The following is a 17,831-nucleotide window of genomic DNA, read 5'->3' as shown; positions in this document are numbered from 1 at the left end:
AGGCTACGCCGTCCCGAGGAGCCAGCCGTTGTCCGCAGCGACCCGGAGTGCCTCGGTGGCGTTGCGCGCGGTGGTCTTGCCGATCGCGGCGGAGAGGTGGTTCCGTACGGTGCCCTCCGACAGGTGCAGTGCCGCGGCGACCCCGGCGACCGTCGGGTTCGTGCGGAAGGCGATGAGGACGTCGGTCTCGCGCGGGCTGAGCGGCGAGGGCCCGGCGGCGAGTGACTCGGCGGCGAGCACGGGGTCGACCACGCGGAACCCGCCGGCGACCCGTCGGACGGCGTCGGCGAGCTGTTCGGCGGGGGTGTCCTTCACGACGAAGCCGGCAGCGCCGGACTCGAGCGCTCGGCGGAGGTAGCCGGGGCGGCCGAACGTCGTCACGATGAGCGAGCGGCAGGTCGGGACCTCGCGGGCGAGGGCGGCCGCGGCGGAGAGGCCGTCGGCGCCGGGCATCTCGACGTCGAGCAGCGCCACCACGGCTCCCGACGTGCGCGCCGCCTCGACGACCTCGTCGCCGCGAGCGACCTGCGCCACGACCGTGATGTCGGGCTCGAGGGACAGCAGCGAGGCGAGGGCTCCGCGGACGAGCGCCTGGTCGTCGGCGAGCAGCACCCGGATCGTGTCGGTCATCGTCGGCCCTTCCGTTCGACGCGCAGCAGGAAGCCCCCGAGGCCGCTCGTGCCGGTGACGACGGTCGCGCCCACCGCGTCGGCTCGTTCACGCAACCCACGGAGTCCGTTGCCGCCGAGCCCGGGGTCGATGGACGAGCGACCGGCCCCTGCCCCAGCACCGGTGCCGTCGTCCTCGATGGTCAGCGCCGTCCGCGTCAGCGTCACCCGCACCCGGGTCGCCGCCGCGTGCCGCAGGACGTTCGTCACGCCCTCACGCAGGACCCAGGCGAACAGGCTCCTGACGTCCCGAGCCGCGGCCGTGCCGTCGGCCGGGAGGTCGGCCTCGACCTCGGCGGCCGTCAGCGCGGCGCGCGCGGACACGAGCTCGGCCTCGAGGTCGGCCTCCCGGTACCCGCTGACCGCCCGGCGCAACCCCTGCAGCGCCTCGCGGGAGAGCCGTTCGACGTCCTGCATCTCCGCCTTGGCCCGCGCGGGGTCGACGTCGACGAGTCGGCTCGCGAGCTCGGACTTCATCGCGACGACGGTGAGCGAGTGGCCGAGCACGTCGTGCAGATCGCGCGAGAACCGGGTCCGCTCCTCGACGACGGCGAGCCGGGTGAGTTCGTCCTGTGCGACGTCGAGCTTGTCCTCCGCCTCGCGCTGCCGACCGAAGAAGAGCATCGAGGCCCCGACCGAGACCGTCACGATCGGCGCGAACAGGAGTCCGCTGCCCACGGCGTCGTCCCACCCGAGCGACCCGGCGACGACGAGCTGGGCAGCGATGACGGTGAGGATCCCCACCCCCGCGACCCAGAAGCGTTCGGCGACGAAGCCGGTGAGCGCGGCGACGAGGAGCCACGTCCACACCGCGAGCGGCCCGACGACGAGCAGGAGCAGTCCGGCGAGGGTCGCGATCCCGGCGAGCACGAGGACGCGCGTCCGCATCCCGCTCCGCCACATCAGCTCGGGTGCGAAGAGGTACGCCGCGTACAGGACGAACAGGGCGAGCGTCGACCAGACGTGCGCCTCGAACGACCGGCCGTCGTTCCAGACGGCGACGAGTTCCAGCACCTGCCACAGCAGCGCGAACACGGCACCGCCGTACCAGCGGCGTCGGCCGGCGCGGATGACGTCCTCGGTCGCGCCCGGCGGGACGGCCCACGGGAACGAACGGGGCGACGGCCTGGAGGCACGGCGCGCCGCCGCCCCGTCGCTCACGGCGACGGGGCGGGTGCGGGAGTCGGTCATGTCGGTCAGCGTAGGGCCACGGCTCACTGCCGCGCCGCGTCGCGGCGGTAGCGCCACACGATCACGGCGGCGAGGGCGACCGCCCAACCCGTCAGCACGATTGCCGGCTCGACCATGCCGGTGCTGCCGGTGGCGCCCGCCCCCATCTGGCCGATGCGGTTGAGCCAGTAGGACGGCAGTAGGTGCGCGACGGTACCCATCCAGCTCGGCATGACCGACAGGGGCACCCAGAGGCCGCCGAGGATGGACAGGCCCATGAACACGACCATGAAGAGCGGCTGTGCGAACGACGGCTTCGCGAACTGCCCGACGAGGATCGCGATCAGTGCGAACGGGACGACGCCGCACCAGATGCCGAACGCCGCCGCGAGCCAGTGCACCGGGTCGAGCGTGGCGTGCAGGGCGACGACGGCGACGGCGATCGTGATCGTGATCGACAGCGCCGCGAACGCCATCGCCGCGATGACCTTGGACACCATGAAGCCCCAGCCGGACAGCGGCGTGACACGGAGCTGGCGGTTCCAGCCGATCGAGCGCTCGTTGACGATGGCGAAGGCCTGGCTGAGCGCGGCCATCATCGCGCCGTACGACGCCATCTGCAGCGTGGTGACGGTCAGGTAGCGCAGACCGGTGGACTGGTCGAGCTGCGACCCGTACGCGGCGCCGAACACCAGGAGCATGACCACCGGGATCGCGAAGGTGAACACCATCGCCTTGACGTTGCGGAGCTGGCGGGTGGTCTCGAGGGCGACGTAGCGGATCGGCAGGCGGCCCCGGACGGTGCGGGCGAGGGGACGGACGGTGGGAGCGGCGACGGTGGTCGCGGTCGTGCTGGTCATGCGGAGACCTCCTGCGGGTCGGCGGTGAGTGCGAGGAAGGCGTCGTCCATGGTCGAGGCGACCACCTGGACGTCGTGCGCCTGCGGGAACGCGGTGAGGAGTGCCCGCAGCGTGTCGTCGCTGCGGTCGGTGCGGAGCGTGACGGAGTCGTGCCGTGCCTCCAGGCCGGTGACGCCCGGCAGGGCGCGCAGGGCGACGTGCGCGTCGGGGCCGACGCCGGCGAACCGGACCGACCGGCTGGACGCGATGGCCTTGATCTCGGTCGGGGTGCCGTCGGCGACGACGCGACCGGAGCGCATGATGACGATGCGGTCGGCGAAGGTGTCGGCCTCGTCGAGGTAGTGGGTGGCGAAGACCACCGTGCGACCGGCGTCGGTGAACTCGTGCATCGACGACCAGAAGGTGTGCCGCGCCTCGACGTCCATCGCCGCCGTCGGTTCGTCGAGCACGAGGAGCTCCGGGTCCGAGACGACCGCGACCGCGAACCGCGCCCGTTGCAGCTGCCCGCCGGAGAGCTTGTTCACCCGTCGTCCGGCGATCTCGGTGCAGCGGGCTCGGCGGAGGGCCTCGTCGACGGGCATCGGGGTCCGGTGCGCGGCGCCCACGAGGGCGACCACGTCGCGGACCGTCATGTCGGGCAGCAGCGCACCGCCCTGCAGCATCGCCCCGACCCGCCCGTCGACGACCGCCGCACGGGGGTCCTCACCGAAGAGACGGACCTCGCCGGCGGTGGGCGTCGAGAGCCCGAGTGCCAGGTCGACCGTCGTGGTCTTGCCGGCGCCGTTCGGACCGAGGAGCGCGACGACCTCGCCGCGACGGATCGTGAGGTCCACGCCGTCGACGGCGTGCACGGCGCCGAAGCGCTTGTGGAGACCGCGCAGTGCGATGACCGCGTCGTCCGGGAGTCCTGTGCTGTTCATGGGCACCAATCTCGCGCCGATCGTGTCGCTGCACCGCTGCCGTCCGTCACGACGTCACCGTGACAATCGTCACGGCCGGATCCGCTGACCCGCCCTCTGGGGGTGCGCGTCCTCCGTTGTGGGGACACACGGTCGCTCGCCCGCGGCGTTACCGTGGAGGGCATGAGCCTCACCACCTCGCCGTCGAACGCCACCGCCCCGGACGCCGTGCGGCGGGCGGCGCTGCTCGCGGCGCTCGACGTGGTCGAGAGTGGTCCCGAGGAGCGGTTCGAGCGCATCACCCGCATCGCTCGGGAGGCCTTCGGGGTCACGGGTTCGTTCCTCAACCTCGCGGGCGAGTCCGTGCTGACGATCAAGTCGCAGCAGAGCGACACCCGGTTCGACCCGACGATCCCGCTGCAGGACACGTTCTGCGGCCGGACCCTCGGCGAGGCCGGCCCGGTCGTCGTCGAGGACGCCACGGCCGACGCCCGCTACGCCGACATGCCGATGGTCGTCGACGACCCGAACGTCCGGTTCTACGCCGGCGTGCCGCTGCGGCTCGGTGACGACGACGTCAAGGTCGGGACGCTCTGCCTCGTGGACCAAGCGCCGCGGACCCTCGGCGACGACGACCTGGCGCTGCTCGAGGAACTCGGGGTCTGGGCGGAGCGTGAACTCGCCGCCGGTGCCGACGAGGACCGCCTCCGAGCGGTCCTGGCCGGGCTCGAGCCGGCCGACGTCGTCCTGCCCGGGTACCGCGTCGCCGGCATGAGCATGCCGCACGGCGTCGTCTCCGGCGACCTGCACGAGTGGCACCGGTCGGGCGACGACCTCGTGGTCACCCTCGCCGACGTGATGGGCAAGGGGATGTCGGCGGGACTCCTCGCGGCGAACATCCGCGGGGCGCTCCTCGCCCGCGGCGACGAACGACCGGACACCGCGGTCGCCGGGCTCGAGGCGCAGGTCGCCCCGGAGCTCAGCCGCGCCGAGTCCTTCGCCACGCTCTTCCACGGCCGACTCGAGCCGTCGACCGGACACCTCGCGTTCACGGACGCCGGACACGGGCTCGTGCTGCACCTGCGCGCGGACGGCTCCGAGGAGGTGCTCCGCTCGTTCGACCTCCCGCTCGGCCTGCACCCCGCCGGCCTCACCCGGACGACGGGGTCGCTCGACCTCGGCGTCGGGGACGTGCTCGTCCTGGTGAGCGACGGCGCGCTCGAGCTCTGGGACTCCACGTTGGCGTCGCTGTCACGGCTCGGGGAGCTCTACCGCGGCGCGGCGGACATCGACGGGTTCCTCGGGGCGGTCCGGGCACGCGCGGTCGAGCACGACCCGGGCGACGACCTGACGGTCGTGGTCGTGGCGCGCGACGCCTGACGCGGGCTGGTCCGTCAGCGCGCGGTGTGCGCGCTGCGCGATGTCGGTGCCGGTCCGGCTCGTCGTCGCGCGTGACGCTCAGCGGTCCGGCTCGTCGTCGCGTGACGCTGAGCGGTCCGGCTCGTCGTCGCAGGCGTGCCGCGCGTCAGGCACCGAGGCGCTCGATGAGCTCCCGGTACCGTGCGGCGGTGCGCGCGACGATCTCGTCCGGGAGCACGGGCGGCGTGCCCTGGCGGTCCCAGTTCGCGCTGAGCCAGTCGCGCACGATCTGCTTGTCGAACGACTCGGTCCGGCTCTCGCCACGGACGTCCCAGTAGCGGCTCGAGTCGCTCGTGAGGACCTCGTCCGCGATCCGGATGGTCCCCTCGGCGTCGCGACCGAACTCGAACTTCGTGTCCGCGATGACGACCCCGTGCTCGAGCGCGATCGCCGCGGCCTCGGAGTAGACGCGGAGCGACAGGTCACGGAGGGCCTCGGCGTCCTGCTGCCCGACGAGCTCGACGGTCTGCTCGAACGAGATGTTCTCGTCGTGCTCACCCTGTGGAGCCTTGTACGCGGGCGTGTAGATCGGCTCCGGGAGGCGATCGCCGTTCGACAGTCCGGCCGGGAGCGCGACACCACAGACGCTGCCGGACTCCTGGTACTCGGCCCAGCCGCTGCCGACGAGGTAGCCGCGGACGACGCACTCCACGGGGAACATGGTCAGCGGCATCACGTGCATCGAGCGGGACGCGACCTCGGCGGGCACCGGGGTCCCGCCGGCGGACGCGGGCAGCAGGTGGTTCGGGACGTCCGACAGCCGGTCGAACCAGAAGCGGGACAGCCGGGTCAGCAGCTCGCCCTTGCCGGGGATCGGCGGTTCGAGCGCGAAGTCGTACGCGCTGACACGGTCGGACGCCACGAGGAGCAGCTCCCGGGCGTCCGCGACCCCGGCGGTGCCGGACGGGACGTAGAGCTCGCGGACCTTGCCCGAGGCGACGTGCTGCCAGCCCTCGACGACGGGGGCGCTCACCGGGCGACCTTCGCCGCGATGTCGGTGCGGTACTGCCCACCCTCGAGCGTGATGTCGTGCAGGCCGGCGTAGGCGCGCTCACGGGCCTCGGCGAAGTCGGCGCCGGTCGCGACGACGCTCAGGACCCGGCCGCCCGTGGCGACGAGCTCGCCGTCGAGGAGCCCGGTCGCGGCGTGCGCGACCGAGACGCCCGGACGCGCGTTCGCGGCGTCGATGCCGGTGATCCGACGACCGGTGTGCGGGTTCTCCGGGTAGCCCTCGCTCGCGAGGACCACCGTGACGGCGGCGTCCGCGCGGAACTCCGGGGCGGGGACGGACCCGAGCCGCCCCGTCGCCGCCGCGAGCATGAGGCCGCTCAGCGGGGTCGCGAGTCGGGGCAGGACGACCTGGGTCTCCGGGTCGCCGAACCGGGCGTTGAACTCGATGACGCGGACGCCCTGCTCGGTGACGATCAGACCGCAGTAGAGCAGCCCGACGAACGGCGTGCCCTCGTGCTCGAGCCGCCGGACCGTTGGAAGCGCCACCAGGTCGGTGACCTCGGCCACGAAGGCGTCCTCGGAGGCCCAGCGGTCGGTGAGCCAGGGCAGCGGCGAGTAGGCGCCCATGCCGCCGGTGTTCGGGCCGGTGTCGCCGTCGCCGAGCCGCTTGTGGTCCTGCGCGGGGCTGAGTGCCCGGACGTCGTGCCCGTCGCTCAGGAAGAACAGCGAGACCTCTTCGCCGTCGAGGAACTCCTCGACCACGACGTGCCCGTGCTGGAGCCAGTAGGTGGCGTGGTCGATCGCGGCCTGCCGGTCCTCGGTCACGAGGACGCCCTTGCCCGCCGCGAGTCCGTCGGCCTTGACGACGTACGGGGCGCCGAGCTCGTCGAGCGCGGCCACGGCTTCGTCCACCGTGCCCGCGTACACGGGACGCCCGGTCGGGACGCCGGCCTCGGCCATGATCCGCTTCGCGAACGCCTTCGACCCCTCGAGCTGCGCCGCCGCCTTGCCCGGACCGAAGACCGGGATGCCGCGGGTGCGGACGGGGTCGGCGACCCCGGCGATCAGCGGGGCCTCCGGACCGACGACGACGAGTTCGACGTCGTTCTCGATCGCGTACTCGGCGACGAGCGCACCGTTCGTCGGGTCGAGCGACACCGTCTCGACGTCCGCCGCGATGCCGGCGTTGCCCGGCGCGACCGTGATGACGTGCCCAACCTGCTCCGCGAGGAGGGCCGTGACGATGGCGTGCTCGCGGGCACCGGAACCGAGGACGAGGATTCGCACGCGGCCAGCCTACCGAGCGCCGGTCCCGCGTTGCGATCGGCGTCGCTAGCCTGTGGACATGCCCCGCAGGACGATCGACGACGAGGACGGACGGCGTGCGCTCGCCGCGGTGGTCGGGGGCAGCACGCAGCGCACCGACGTCGCGACCGCGGTCCGGTGGACGCTGCAGCGGCTCGCCGAGGACGTCCCGGGCAACAGCGTCGAGGTCCGCGTCCCGCCGTTCGCGGCCGTGCAGGCGATCCCCGGCCCACGGCACACCCGCGGGACCCCGCCGAACGTCGTCGAGACCGATGCAGCGACCTGGATCGCTCTGGCGACGGGGGAGCTGCGCTGGGAGGAGGCGGTCGGTGCTGCGCGGGTCAGCGCCTCCGGCTCGCGGGCGGACCTGACCGACTTCCTGCCGGTACGACTCCCGGCCTGACCCCGTGGCCGGCAGCGTGCCGGGCGGCGCGGCGGGAGATCCCTCGCGAGGCGAAGCGAATTAGGTAGGTCCTACCGATGCGCCCCGCGCAACCGGTTGCCTATCGTGGAAGTCGCCGGGATTCGGACCCGACCCGAACGGGTCCGAACCCGGCGACACGCCACACGTTACGCGATTTCCGGCTCGCTGTGTCAACCATCCGGCGCGTCGTGCTGCAACCCGCAACAGTTCGAGCGGGAAGCGGCCGCCCGAGGACGCGCCAGGACGACGTACGAGGCGAAACGTCCGGACCGCATCACAGCAGATCCGCGAGCTCGCTCCTCGCGTGCAGGTCCCACTTCTGGAACACCCGCGACAGGTGCGCGTCGATCGTCCGGACGGACAGGCCGAGCGTCTCCGCGATGCGTCGGTTGCTCAGGCCCTCGGCCGCGAGCTTGGCGACCTCGTACTCGCGGTTCGTCAGGGGCGGTCTCGTGTGACCGGCCGTCACCGCCATGCCGTGCGACGCCAGCACGCCCTGCGCGACGATGACCCGTGGGCGGTCCCGGGACCGGACGGCGTCGGCGTACCCGACGATCGCCGCCGCGAGGGGGCCGTCGACGGCGAGCGCGGCGTCGCGGAGCCGGTCGAGCGAGGGGCCGTCGTCGCGACCGGCCCGCATGTCGTTCGCGTAGTGGAGCGTCTGGCCGTACAGGACGTGCGTCCACGATCCCGTGGCGGTCGACCGCTCGATGACCTCGTCCATGTGTCGCAGTCCCTCGGGTCTGCCGAGCACCCACTCCGTCCAGGCGATCGACACGGCGACCTGCTCCCCGGTGATCCGCATCGCGCGGAGCGGGGTCGTCCGGGCGCGCTCCAGTGCCGACGCGGCCTCCTCGAGCCGCCCGGCGTAGGCGTACGCCATCGCGAGCCGGGCCCACGGGTAGGCCGCGAAGCCGCCGTGGTCCGCGACGTCGTAGCGCTCGCACGCCGCCGAGAACGCAGCGATCGCGTCGTCCCACCGCCGCTGCCCGATGGCGAGGTTGCCGTCGCCGATGAGCTCCAGCGTGAAGTCGTACATGAGGTAGGGGCTGGACCGTCGCACGGGCACCTCGACGAGCAGGTCGGCGATGTCCCCGCGCCACACCTGCACCTGGTGCAGGACGGACACGATCTCGCCGACGCTCCACGGAGCGTCCTCGAGGTTCACGACGGCGGTCTGCAGGCACTTGCGGGCGAGGGCGACCGCGTCGTCGAGGCGACCGGCGGTGGCCAGCGCCATCACGGCGCAGGGGGCGAGGCACAGGAACCCGAAGGGCACGGTCGGGGCGTGCACGATGCCGCTCGCCTCGACCTCGTACCGCACCTCCGTGAACCGACCGCCCCAGCCGAGGTGTGCGAGTCGGAGCAGCCGCAGTCGTTCGGCGGCCTCGGGTCCGACGAGCTCGGTCGCCGCGTCCGTGAGCGCGACCGCTGCGTCGACGTCGTCGTCGTGGAACTGCCGGATGTTCGCGAGCGTCTCGCACGCCTCGATGACCGCGGCGTCGTCGACGTCGTCCGACCCCCGCGCGATCGCCCACGCGGCCTCGGCGTCGGCGCGACCGGCTTCGCGACCGGCGCTGTACGAGTGGGCGAGGGACCGCAGCACGAGGGCGGCGATGCGCTGCGTGCACGCGAGAGGCGTCCGGAGCGCAGCCGAGGTCAGCGCGATGGCGCTCTCGAGCTCCTGCAGACGGACGGCGACCTGCGCGGCGTCGAGCAGCACCTCCGTCGCGGGCAGCACACCGCACTCGAGCGACCACAGCGCGGCGCGGAGCCGCGCGGCCGGCGGGGCACCCTCCGGACGGTCGGTCCGGAACGCGTTGGCGCGTGCGAAGAGCGCCGTGCGGCGGGCGACCGGGACGAGCGCACGGACGACCTCGCCGACCAGGGGGTGCGACGGCCGGACGACCGCGGTCCCGTCCTCGGTCGAGTCCATCCGCACGAGGCCGAGCGCCACCACGCGGTCGATGTCACCGCCGGGGACGAGGGCGAGCAATCGGGGGAGCGGGATCGGATCGGCGAGCGCGACGATGTCGACGACGTCCCGGAGGTCCTCGGGCAGGGTCCCGAGCTCGGTGCGGTACATGTCCGCGAGGCTGTTCGACGCGGTGACCCGACCGCGCCAGTACCAGCCGGACGCGGTCTGCTCGAGGGCCCCCGACGCCAGCGCGGCACGCACGACCTCGCGGACGTAGAGCGGGTTGCCCGCCGTGGCGCGGTGCACGCGTTCGGCCGAGGCGTTCTCGAGCTGGGCGCCGAGCGCGGTCGCGATGAGGTCGGACGTCCCGCGGAGGTCGAGCGGCGCGAGGTCGATCCGTTCGAGCAGGTCGTCCTGCCACAGCGCGCGCAGCGGTTCGGGCAGTGCGGTGAAGTCCCGGCAGGTCAGGACGAGCCGGGCGTCCTGGTGTCGGACGAGCCACGCCACGTACCGGGCCGAGATCGCGTCGAGGTGGTCGGCGTCGTCCACCCGGAGCAGCACGTCGCGGTCGGCGCCGCCGAGCGACCGGAGCCGCTCCGCCGCCTGGCGCTCGTCGGCGAGTTCCGCCAGCGTGGTCGGGAGCTCCCCGAAGTGTCCGGAAACCGCGTCGAACGGCATCGACCGCCCGGCCGCGACCGCGGTGATCGGCACGACGAGCGTCCGTCCCGAGGGGTCCCGACCGACGACCCGGTCGGTGATCCGCTCGGCTGCGGTGGTCTTCCCGAGGCCGGGGGCACCGACGAGCGCGACGCTCCACCGGTGCTCGGCGACGACCGCGACCGCACGGTCCTCCTCCTGCCGCCGCGCGATCGGCCAGGCGATGCGCGCGGGCGGGCGACGGCGTGGACCGGACCGGTGACCACGCTCGGTGCGTCCGCGCATGCGTGTCACCTCGTTCCCTCCCCACCCGTCGTCGGGGCGCGACCGGTGGGGACCATCCTGCACCGGATCGTGTGCAGCGCACAGGCCGGAGCACGTCCCACAGTGGGGGACAATGGCCTGGTGAGCACCACCGACGGACCCGAAGAACGACCGGCGCCGAACGCCGTCTCCACCTCCGACGAGGTCACCATCCGACGCGCGCCGAAGTTCGGCGTCTTCATCGTCGGCGGGGCGGTCCTCGGGTTCCTCGTGACCCTGGTCGTGGTGTCCGCGACGATGAACATCGATCGCGGGGACCAGCAGGAGACCGCGAGCTACGGCTCGCTGGTGGGGTACTTCTCGCTCTGGGGTGTGACCCTCGGGGCGTTCGTCGGCGCCCTGGTCGCGGTCGTGCTCGACCGCGTCTTCGCGCGCCGCGCGTCGGCGCTCACCGCCGAGCGCGTGGACGTCGAACCCGCGCCGGAGACGGTCGACGGCGAGGTCGAGGACCACGGCGACGACGTCGCCGGTCGCTGACGCGACCCCTGATCGGACGGGAGGCACGGTGCGGGCCCGCACCGTGCCTCCAGTCCGTCTGCTGGTCGCCCTGGGCGACCGGACCTAGCTGAGCTGGTTGGCCTCGACCCAGGACAGGTACTCGGGGCTGACGGTGCCCGTGACGTACTCGCCGGTGAAGCAGCTCATCTCGAGGTCGGTGACGTCCGACCCCTCGATGATCGCGTCACGCATGTCCGCGATCTCCTGGTAGATCAGGTGGTCGCTCCCGAGCACGCGGTTGATCTCCGGGATCTTCCGGTCGTGCGCGATGAGCTCGGCACGCGTCGGCATGTTGATGCCGAAGACGTGCGGGAAGCGGACAGGCGGAGCGGCGCTCGTGAAGGTGACCTCGTTCGCACCGGCCGCGCGGGCCATCTCCACGATCTCCTTGCTCGTCGTGCCGCGCACGATCGAGTCGTCGACGATGAGGATGTTCTTGCCCTTGAACTCCGACGACATGGCGTTGAGCTTCTGGCGGACGGACCGCTTGCGCTCCGCCTGCCCCGGCATGATGAACGTCCGGCCGACGTAGCGGTTCTTGTAGAAGCCCTCGCGGTACTCGATGCCGAGCTTCTGCGCGACCTGCATCGCCGCCGGGCGGGAGGAGTCCGGGATCGGCATGACGACGTCGATGTTCCCGGTCGGTGCGTACTGCTCGATGGTGTCGGCGAGGCGGTTGCCGAGCCGGAGCCGAGCGTCGTACACCGAGATGCCGTTCATGACCGAGTCGGGCCGGGCGAGGTAGACGTACTCGAACGAGCAGGGAACGAGGCGCGGGTTCTTCGCGCACTGCCGGGCGTGCATCTGACCGTTCATCTCGATGAACACGGCCTCGCCGGGGGCGATGTCCCGGACGATCTCGTAGCCGCCGGACTCGAGGACGAGCGACTCCGACGCCACGACCCACTCCGGCTGGCCGGCCTCGTCGAACTTGTGGCCGAGGATGAGCGGGCGGATGCCGAACGGGTCGCGGAAGGCGAGCAGGCCGTGGCCGGCGATGGTCGCGATCGCGGCGTAGGAGCCCTCGACGCGCTCGTGCACGCGCTCCACGGCGTCGAACACCTGGCCGGGGTCGAGGTCCTTGCCGCGGACCTGGCCCTGGAGCTCGTGCGCGAGGACGTTCACGAGGAGCTCGGTGTCGGAACTCGTGTTGAGGTGCCGGCGGTCGATGTCGAACAGCTCACGGGTGAGTTCCCGCGTGTTCGTCAGGTTGCCGTTGTGCACGAGGACGATGCCGTAGGGCGCGTTCACGTAGAACGGCTGCGCCTCTTCCTCGTTGCTCGCCGCGCCCTTCGTGGCGTAGCGCACGTGACCGAGGCCCATCGTGCCGAGCAGGGACCGCATGTCACGCGTGCGGAAAGCCTCTCGTACGTGCCCACGCGTCTTGTGCATGTGGTGGATGTGACCCTCGACCGTGGCGATGCCGGTCGAGTCCTGTCCTCGGTGCTGCAGGAGGAGCAGAGCGTCGTAGATGGATTGGTTGGCAGGACTCTGGGCGACGAGCCCGACGATGCCGCACATTCGCGGTGTGCTCCAGACCGTAGAATCGGGGGGACCGAACAAGTCTGCCATGCCCCGCGGAGGACGACGCATGACGAACCCCTACGCCGAGGCCGGCGTCGACACAGCAGCCGGCGACCTCGCGGTCGAACTCATGAAGTCGGCGGTCTCGGCCACGCACAACGCCTCGGTGATGGGCGGTGTCGGCGGGTTCGCGGGGCTCTACGACGTCTCGTTCCTGAAGGACTTCGAACGGCCGCTGCTCGCGACCTCGACGGACGGCGTCGGTACGAAGGTCGCCATCGCACAGGCGATCGACAAGCACGACACCATCGGGCAGGACCTCGTCGGCATGGTCGTCGACGACATCGTCGTGGTCGGTGCGAAGCCGCTCTTCATGACGGACTACATCGCGTGCGGCCGGGTCGTGCCGAACCGGATCGCGGACATCGTCGCCGGGATCGCCCGCGGCTGCTCGGAGACCGGGACCGCGCTCGTCGGCGGCGAGACCGCGGAGCACCCGGGGCTGCTCGGCCCGGACGACTACGACGTCGCGGGTGCGGCGACCGGAGTCGTCGAGGCCGGTGCCCAGCTCGGCGCGCACCTCGTCGAGGACGGCGACGTCGTCGTGGCGATCGCGTCGTCGGGGCTGCACTCGAACGGCTACTCGCTCGTCCGGCACATCCTGTCGACGCGGGGCGTCCAGTACACCGACCAGCTGCCGGAGTTCGGCGCCGGGGTGTCCGTCGGCGAAGCGCTCCTCGAGCCGACGCGCCTCTACACGACCCCGCTGCTGTCCCTGCTGTCGTCGCACCCGGGAGCGGTGCACTCGCTCTCGCACGTGACGGGTGGGGGCATCGCCGCGAACCTGGCCCGCGTGCTGCCCGTCGGCTCCTGGGTCGAGGTCGACCGCTCGACGTGGTCGCCGCTGCCGGTGTTCCGCGTGCTGGCCTCGATGGCGGGCACGCCCCTCGAGGACACCGAGGGCACGTGGAACCTCGGTATCGGGATGTTCGCCGTGGTGTCGGCCGGGGCAGCACCGGACGTCATCGCGTCGCTCGGTGCCGCGGGGCTGCCGTCGTGGGCGGTCGGGACGATCTCGACCGCGCCGCGCGAGGACCTCAGCGGCTTCGAGCAGGGTGCGAAGGGCGTCGACGGCGGGGCCGTGCGCCTCGTGGGGTCCTACTCGGCCTGACGCGCGGGGGTCGGACGCGGGCGGACGCGGGCGCGGCTGCTGGTCGCACGACTCGCCGTCGGCCGGCCGGGTCGGTCGCGCGAGGTGTCGTCAGTGGGTACGGGCAGCGACGACTTCTGCGACCGCGGCGACTCGCGCGCGGCATGTTGCGCGACCGAACGAGACAGCCCGCACGACACGCGGAAACGCCGCGCACCCGAGGGTGAGCGGCGTGTCGCACGAGTGCGGCTCAGGCGGACTTGTTCTGGTCCTCGTGTTGCTCGAGCTCGAGCTCTTCCTCGTCGTCACCGTACTGGTCAGCCCAGCGGTCGACGTAGGAGTTCTCGTCCGAGTGCTGCCCGGCGGAGAGCTCGCGTTCGAGCGCACCGTAGTTCGTCTCCGGGCTGAAGTACTTCAGCTCCCGGGCGACCTTGGTGTGCTTTGCCTTCTGACGGCCGCGCCCCATGCGTGACCCCCTCGTGATCGGCTCTGGTCCGATCCTGGCGGGTGCGATTGGACACCCGGGGAATCGGACGGTTCGTGGTTTGAAATCTGCCGATCACTCTACCATGTACCCCGATCTGGACGTCGCCCCGAGCACGGCGGACACAGCAGAATCGGATGTGATGAGCGACGCCACGAACACCGCCCCGGACCAGCACGCGCGTGTCGTCGTCATCGGCGCGGGTCAGGCCGGGCTGTCGGTCGCCCACCACCTGCGCCGCCTCGGACTCGTACCGGGCTCGGACCTCGTGGTGCTCGATCGCGGCCCGGACACGGGCGGCGCCTGGCAGTACCGGTGGGAGGCCCTGCGGCTCGGCGCGGCGCACCGGGTCCACGACCTGCCGGGGATGCGGGCGATGGGCCTCACGTTCGACGACGCCGATCGCGCCCGACCCGCGCGGGACGTCGTCGCCGAGTACTACCGGCGCTTCGAGCAGCACTACGACCTCCGGGTCCGCCGCCCGGTCACGGTCACCTCGGTCACCCGTGTCGAGGGGGCCGACCGACTCTGTACGACCCTGCAGACTCCTGACGAACGGACGAGCCGGATCAGCTCCGAGGTCGTCGTCAACGCCTCCGGGACGTGGGGCACCCCGTTCGTGCCCTGGTACCCGGGACGCGACGTCTTCACCGGGCGGCAGCTCGACACGACCGAGTACCGGAGCGCCTCCGAGTTCGCGGGGCAGGACGTCGTCGTGGTCGGCGGCGGGACGAGCGCGATCGGGTTCCTGCTCGAGCTCGACGGCGTCGCACGGTCCACGCGGTGGTTCACGCGGCGTCCGGTGGTCTGGTCGGACTCCGCATCGCTCGACCTCGAGTCCGCGGTCGCCGCGGTCGACGAGCAGGATCGTGCCGCGCGGGCCGGTCGGGTCCTGCCGAGCATCGTCAGCGGGACCGGGATCCCCGTCACGCGCCGCATCCGGGCGGGCATCGACCGCGGCACGCTGGTGGCCTCGCCGATGTTCGCCCGCCTGGACGCGACCGGGGTCGTGACGGCCGAGGGAGAGCACGTGCACGCCGACGCCGTCCTGTGGGCGACGGGCTTCCGTGCCGACCTCCGCCACCTCGCGCCGCTGCGGCTGCGGACGGCACAGGGCGGGATCGTCGTGGCGGACGGCCGCTCGGAGGACGAGCCGCGCCTCTTCCTCGCGGGCTACGGTCCGCAGGCCTCGACGATCGGCGCGAACCGCGCCGGTCGTCGCATCGCCCGACAGGTGGTGGACGTGCTCGCCGGCGCCTGAGAGCCTCGTGGGACGGGGCCCGCCGCACGGTGCGAGGTCGCACGCCAGCGGCGCGCACGGTGCGGGGTTCGCAGTCGCTCGCACGGTGCGAGGTCGTTCTCGGTTGCGCGCGCGTGGTGCGAGGTCTCGCGCTCGGTGCGAGGGCGGAGGGCTCGCACCACGCGCGAAACCTCGCACCGTGGCGGGCGAGCGCGAGCGGCGAGCGGTAGTCGGCGCCTGGCTGCACCGCGCCGCGCACGGATGCGCAGACGGACAGACGGGAGGCGCGGCGCGCGTCGTGCGCCGAGCCTCCCGTCCGTCAGTGGTCGCGTCGGGAGCGGGGCTCAGGCGGGCAGCGGCTCGTCCACGCCCCGCCGACGCCGGGTGGCGAGCAGCAGGAGTGCGTCGAGGGAGAAGCGCCCGGGGCCGGTCAGGGCGACGGCCAGGGAGCCGACGGCCAGGACGAGCACGTACTCGAAGCCGCCGTCCTGCGAGAAGAACCCGGCCGAGGAGTGGGCGAGCAGCCCCGCGACGACCATGTCGACCGCGAGGAGCACCCCGACGACGCGGGTCGCGACCCCGAGCACGAGGAACACACCGCCGACGAGTTCCAGCCCCGCGACGAGCGGAGCGGCGACGTCGGCGAGCGGGACGCCCATGCCCGCGAAGCCCTGGGTGACGTTCGGGATGCCCTGCGCGAACTTCTGCGCGCCGTGGGCGATGAACACCACGCCGAGGACGACGCGGAGCACGGTGAGGCCGATCGAGGTCGATGTCGTTCGCATGCCCGAGAAACTAGCGGGTGACACGTCATCGAGTACCCCCGGACGAGGGTCTCGACGGAGTTCGCCAGGGCATCGCCAGGACATGCCCAGACAGCGGTCCGCCGTTCGGCGGACCGGGGTTCAGGAAGCGGTGTCGGACCCGCGTCCGGTCTGCGCCTGGAGTCGCTCGATGTGCTCGGAGGCCTCGGCCTTCGTGAGGTCGGCCGGGAGTTCCTCGCCGGCCTCACGGGCGAGGGTGTCGAGGTAGCTCCGCTGCGGGCCGGTCATCGGCTCGTCGCCGGTGACCCAGTCCTCGGGGTCCTTGCTCGCGGTGGTCGAAGGGTCGGGGCGCGGTCCACCCAGCGTCTCGCCGGTGTGGTCGGTCTGGTCTGCATCGCTCATGCGGCGGACGCTACGCCCGGCCACCGACCCCCACCCCCGCGCGACGTCCCCCGGACAGCGTGGACCTAACGACAGCGCGGACCGGACGGACAGCGCGGACCGGACGGCAGCGCGGACCGGACGGCAGCGCGGACCGGACGGCAGCGCGGACCGGACGGACAGCGCGGACCGGACGGCAGCGCGGACGGGACGGACAGCGCGGACCGGACGACAGCGCGGACCGCTCCGCGGCGCGGACCGCACGACGGAGCGGTTCCCCCGCGAACGACTGCGCGCGCGGACGGCACCGATCCCCGGGTCAGGCGGGCGCGGCGGCGTAGCGCACGAGGTCCGGTCCGATCCCGCTCAGCGCGATCGGCACGACCGAGCCGTCGCGGTCGATCCACATCGTGGCAGCGCGCTCGTCGATCTGGTCCACCGTGTGCAGCGCACCGTCGAGCAGCACCGATGCCGTGACCAGCACGGACCCCGTCGCAGCGCGGGGCGCCAGGCCGGGGACGTCGGCCGCGTACGCGGCGTACGTGCCGGGCGACAGGAACGGTGACACGGGTGTCGTGACGATCTCGAGGCCCTCCGTGACCGCGGTCACCGCGACCAGTCGGACCGCCTGGTCCTTCGGCAGGGGAACGTCCACGACCGGGGCGTCGTCCGGACCGGCCAGTGCGCGGAAGGCGGGCCGACCGTCAGGGGCGAGCAGTGCCTCCCGGCTGTCGATCCGCACGCGCCCGCGCCCACGCGAGTCGGCGTACAGACCCGGGACGATGCCGGACCGCCGCGCCTCGAGACGGGTGATCACGAAGCGGTCCGGGCGGTACCAGTCCCGGAGCGTCGCGGGGTCCACCCACCCGATCGCGGGCTCGCCGCGCGACAGTGCGGACGAGTCGTCCGCCGCGCGTTCGTCCACCGCGCCCAGCGGGTGCTCCCCGCGCACGGCGACGAGGCCCTCGAGCGGGCTGCCGGCCGGAGGTTCGTGGTCGAGCACCTCGACGCGCTTGGACACCTTGCCGCCGTGCGCGTCGAACGTGGCGAAGGCGCGGAGGTCGGTCGGGGTCATGGCGTCACATCGTACGACCGGCTGCCGTCACCCGGTGTCACGAGCGGTCGGTGTCGGTCGGGGAGGCCGGCGTGCGCGCCGCGGGCGGGGCGCCGACCAGCGTGCGGAGCTCCCCGGTGC

At 72.7% G+C, this 17,831-nt stretch carries 17 protein-coding genes; 5 read left to right on the top strand and 12 right to left on the bottom strand.

The window, feature by feature from the left end; all coding sequences use genetic code 11:
• Positions 1 to 3: 3 nt before the first annotated feature.
• The 4 genes from ACSW7Y_RS04485 to ACSW7Y_RS04470 are packed head-to-tail and all read right to left on the bottom strand — an operon-like array spanning position 4 to position 3,618.
• Entirely contained in the window at positions 4 to 630 is a 627-nt protein-coding gene (locus ACSW7Y_RS04485) for a response regulator (RefSeq protein ID WP_438125138.1), read from the bottom strand.
• A complete protein-coding gene (locus ACSW7Y_RS04480) occupies positions 627 to 1,859 on the bottom strand; it encodes a sensor histidine kinase (RefSeq protein WP_438125137.1) in 1,233 nt (410 codons plus the stop codon). The genes ACSW7Y_RS04485 and ACSW7Y_RS04480 overlap by 4 nt, the downstream gene beginning before the upstream one ends.
• A gap of 23 nt (positions 1,860 to 1,882) precedes the next feature.
• Complete coding sequence (locus ACSW7Y_RS04475) at positions 1,883 to 2,698, bottom strand: ABC transporter permease (protein WP_438125136.1); 816 nt, start codon at positions 2,696 to 2,698, stop codon at positions 1,883 to 1,885.
• The gene (locus ACSW7Y_RS04470) at positions 2,695 to 3,618 is read right to left on the bottom strand and encodes an ABC transporter ATP-binding protein (protein ID WP_438125135.1); all 924 of its coding nucleotides are present in this window, start codon (positions 3,616 to 3,618) and stop codon (positions 2,695 to 2,697) included. Before ACSW7Y_RS04470 ends, ACSW7Y_RS04475 begins: the two co-directional genes overlap by 4 nt.
• 162 nt (positions 3,619 to 3,780) lie before the next feature.
• Between ACSW7Y_RS04470 and ACSW7Y_RS04465 the strand changes: the two genes are divergently transcribed.
• Positions 3,781 to 4,977 carry a PP2C family protein-serine/threonine phosphatase gene (locus tag ACSW7Y_RS04465; RefSeq protein ID WP_438125134.1) on the top strand — a complete coding sequence of 399 codons (1,197 nt, stop codon included), beginning with the start codon at positions 3,781 to 3,783 and terminating at the stop codon, positions 4,975 to 4,977.
• Positions 4,978 to 5,122: 145 nt separating this feature from the next.
• On the opposite strand, the gene ACSW7Y_RS04460 is transcribed toward ACSW7Y_RS04465, so the two are convergent.
• Entirely contained in the window at positions 5,123 to 5,989 is an 867-nt protein-coding gene (locus tag ACSW7Y_RS04460) for a phosphoribosylaminoimidazolesuccinocarboxamide synthase (RefSeq protein ID WP_438125133.1), read from the bottom strand.
• Positions 5,986 to 7,254 (bottom strand): phosphoribosylamine--glycine ligase, encoded by a 1,269-nt coding sequence (purD, locus tag ACSW7Y_RS04455; RefSeq protein ID WP_438125132.1) that lies wholly within the window; start codon positions 7,252 to 7,254, stop codon positions 5,986 to 5,988. Before purD ends, ACSW7Y_RS04460 begins: the two co-directional genes overlap by 4 nt.
• Positions 7,255 to 7,312: 58 nt before the next feature.
• Between purD and ACSW7Y_RS04450 the strand changes: the two genes are divergently transcribed.
• The gene (locus ACSW7Y_RS04450; protein ID WP_438125131.1) at positions 7,313 to 7,675 is read left to right on the top strand and encodes a sterol carrier family protein; all 363 of its coding nucleotides are present in this window, start codon (positions 7,313 to 7,315) and stop codon (positions 7,673 to 7,675) included.
• 295 nt (positions 7,676 to 7,970) lie between these two features.
• Here the strand turns inward: ACSW7Y_RS04450 and ACSW7Y_RS04445 are convergent, their stop codons facing one another.
• Complete coding sequence (locus tag ACSW7Y_RS04445) at positions 7,971 to 10,556, bottom strand: LuxR C-terminal-related transcriptional regulator (RefSeq protein ID WP_438125130.1); 2,586 nt, start codon at positions 10,554 to 10,556, stop codon at positions 7,971 to 7,973.
• Between the two features lie 120 nt (positions 10,557 to 10,676).
• On the opposite strand from ACSW7Y_RS04445, the gene ACSW7Y_RS04440 reads away from it, so the two are divergent.
• Positions 10,677 to 11,072, top strand: a complete 396-nt coding sequence (locus ACSW7Y_RS04440; protein ID WP_438125129.1) for a hypothetical protein — start codon at positions 10,677 to 10,679, stop codon at positions 11,070 to 11,072.
• Positions 11,073 to 11,156: 84 nt separating this feature from the next.
• Here ACSW7Y_RS04440 and purF read toward each other — a convergent pair whose 3' ends face one another.
• Positions 11,157 to 12,614, bottom strand: a complete 1,458-nt coding sequence (purF, locus tag ACSW7Y_RS04435) for an amidophosphoribosyltransferase (RefSeq protein WP_438125128.1) — start codon at positions 12,612 to 12,614, stop codon at positions 11,157 to 11,159.
• A 70-nt stretch (positions 12,615 to 12,684) separates the two neighbouring features.
• Between purF and purM the strand changes: the two genes are divergently transcribed.
• Entirely contained in the window at positions 12,685 to 13,788 is a 1,104-nt protein-coding gene (gene purM, locus ACSW7Y_RS04430; RefSeq protein WP_438125127.1) for a phosphoribosylformylglycinamidine cyclo-ligase, read from the top strand.
• A gap of 229 nt (positions 13,789 to 14,017) precedes the next feature.
• On the opposite strand, the gene ACSW7Y_RS04425 is transcribed toward purM, so the two are convergent.
• Positions 14,018 to 14,233 (bottom strand): DUF3073 domain-containing protein, encoded by a 216-nt coding sequence (locus ACSW7Y_RS04425; RefSeq protein ID WP_438125126.1) that lies wholly within the window; start codon positions 14,231 to 14,233, stop codon positions 14,018 to 14,020.
• Positions 14,234 to 14,393: 160 nt separating this feature from the next.
• Between ACSW7Y_RS04425 and ACSW7Y_RS04420 the strand changes: the two genes are divergently transcribed.
• A complete protein-coding gene (locus ACSW7Y_RS04420; protein ID WP_438125125.1) occupies positions 14,394 to 15,512 on the top strand; it encodes an NAD(P)-binding domain-containing protein in 1,119 nt (372 codons plus the stop codon).
• 323 nt (positions 15,513 to 15,835) lie between these two features.
• Here ACSW7Y_RS04420 and ACSW7Y_RS04415 read toward each other — a convergent pair whose 3' ends face one another.
• The 3 genes from ACSW7Y_RS04415 to ACSW7Y_RS04405 all read right to left on the bottom strand — a co-directional run bounded on the left by ACSW7Y_RS04415 (position 15,836) and on the right by ACSW7Y_RS04405 (position 17,711).
• Entirely contained in the window at positions 15,836 to 16,276 is a 441-nt protein-coding gene (locus ACSW7Y_RS04415; RefSeq protein ID WP_290132803.1) for a DoxX family protein, read from the bottom strand.
• Between the two features lie 120 nt (positions 16,277 to 16,396).
• The gene (locus ACSW7Y_RS04410; RefSeq protein WP_412879703.1) at positions 16,397 to 16,657 is read right to left on the bottom strand and encodes a DUF3072 domain-containing protein; all 261 of its coding nucleotides are present in this window, start codon (positions 16,655 to 16,657) and stop codon (positions 16,397 to 16,399) included.
• Positions 16,658 to 16,955: 298 nt separating this feature from the next.
• The gene (locus ACSW7Y_RS04405) at positions 16,956 to 17,711 is read right to left on the bottom strand and encodes a hypothetical protein (protein ID WP_438125124.1); all 756 of its coding nucleotides are present in this window, start codon (positions 17,709 to 17,711) and stop codon (positions 16,956 to 16,958) included.
• Positions 17,712 to 17,831 lie beyond the last annotated feature (120 nt).

The sequence above is a fragment of the Curtobacterium flaccumfaciens genome, assembly GCF_051548005.1.
Taxonomy (GTDB): domain Bacteria; phylum Actinomycetota; class Actinomycetes; order Actinomycetales; family Microbacteriaceae; genus Curtobacterium.
The sequence above is the reverse complement of the archived record's forward strand: the minus strand, read 5'-3'. Positions and strand labels throughout refer to the sequence as shown.

Excerpts from the sequence above, each read along its gene's own strand:
- ACSW7Y_RS04485 (WP_438125138.1), bottom strand. The coding sequence starts at position 630 with ATGACCGACACGATCCGGGTGCTGCTCGCCGACGACCAGGCGCTCGTC.
- ACSW7Y_RS04480 (WP_438125137.1), bottom strand. The coding sequence starts at position 1,859 with ATGACCGACTCCCGCACCCGCCCCGTCGCCGTGAGCGACGGGGCGGCG.
- ACSW7Y_RS04475 (WP_438125136.1), bottom strand. The coding sequence starts at position 2,698 with ATGACCAGCACGACCGCGACCACCGTCGCCGCTCCCACCGTCCGTCCC.
- ACSW7Y_RS04470 (WP_438125135.1), bottom strand. The coding sequence starts at position 3,618 with ATGAACAGCACAGGACTCCCGGACGACGCGGTCATCGCACTGCGCGGT.
- ACSW7Y_RS04465 (WP_438125134.1), top strand. The coding sequence starts at position 3,781 with ATGAGCCTCACCACCTCGCCGTCGAACGCCACCGCCCCGGACGCCGTG.
- ACSW7Y_RS04450 (WP_438125131.1), top strand. The coding sequence starts at position 7,313 with ATGCCCCGCAGGACGATCGACGACGAGGACGGACGGCGTGCGCTCGCC.
- ACSW7Y_RS04445 (WP_438125130.1), bottom strand. The coding sequence starts at position 10,556 with ATGCGCGGACGCACCGAGCGTGGTCACCGGTCCGGTCCACGCCGTCGC.
- purF (WP_438125128.1), bottom strand. The coding sequence starts at position 12,614 with ATGTGCGGCATCGTCGGGCTCGTCGCCCAGAGTCCTGCCAACCAATCC.
- purM (WP_438125127.1), top strand. The coding sequence starts at position 12,685 with ATGACGAACCCCTACGCCGAGGCCGGCGTCGACACAGCAGCCGGCGAC.
- ACSW7Y_RS04425 (WP_438125126.1), bottom strand. The coding sequence starts at position 14,233 with ATGGGGCGCGGCCGTCAGAAGGCAAAGCACACCAAGGTCGCCCGGGAG.
- ACSW7Y_RS04420 (WP_438125125.1), top strand. The coding sequence starts at position 14,394 with ATGAGCGACGCCACGAACACCGCCCCGGACCAGCACGCGCGTGTCGTC.
- ACSW7Y_RS04415 (WP_290132803.1), bottom strand. The coding sequence starts at position 16,276 with ATGCGAACGACATCGACCTCGATCGGCCTCACCGTGCTCCGCGTCGTC.
- ACSW7Y_RS04410 (WP_412879703.1), bottom strand. The coding sequence starts at position 16,657 with ATGAGCGATGCAGACCAGACCGACCACACCGGCGAGACGCTGGGTGGA.
- ACSW7Y_RS04405 (WP_438125124.1), bottom strand. The coding sequence starts at position 17,711 with ATGACCCCGACCGACCTCCGCGCCTTCGCCACGTTCGACGCGCACGGC.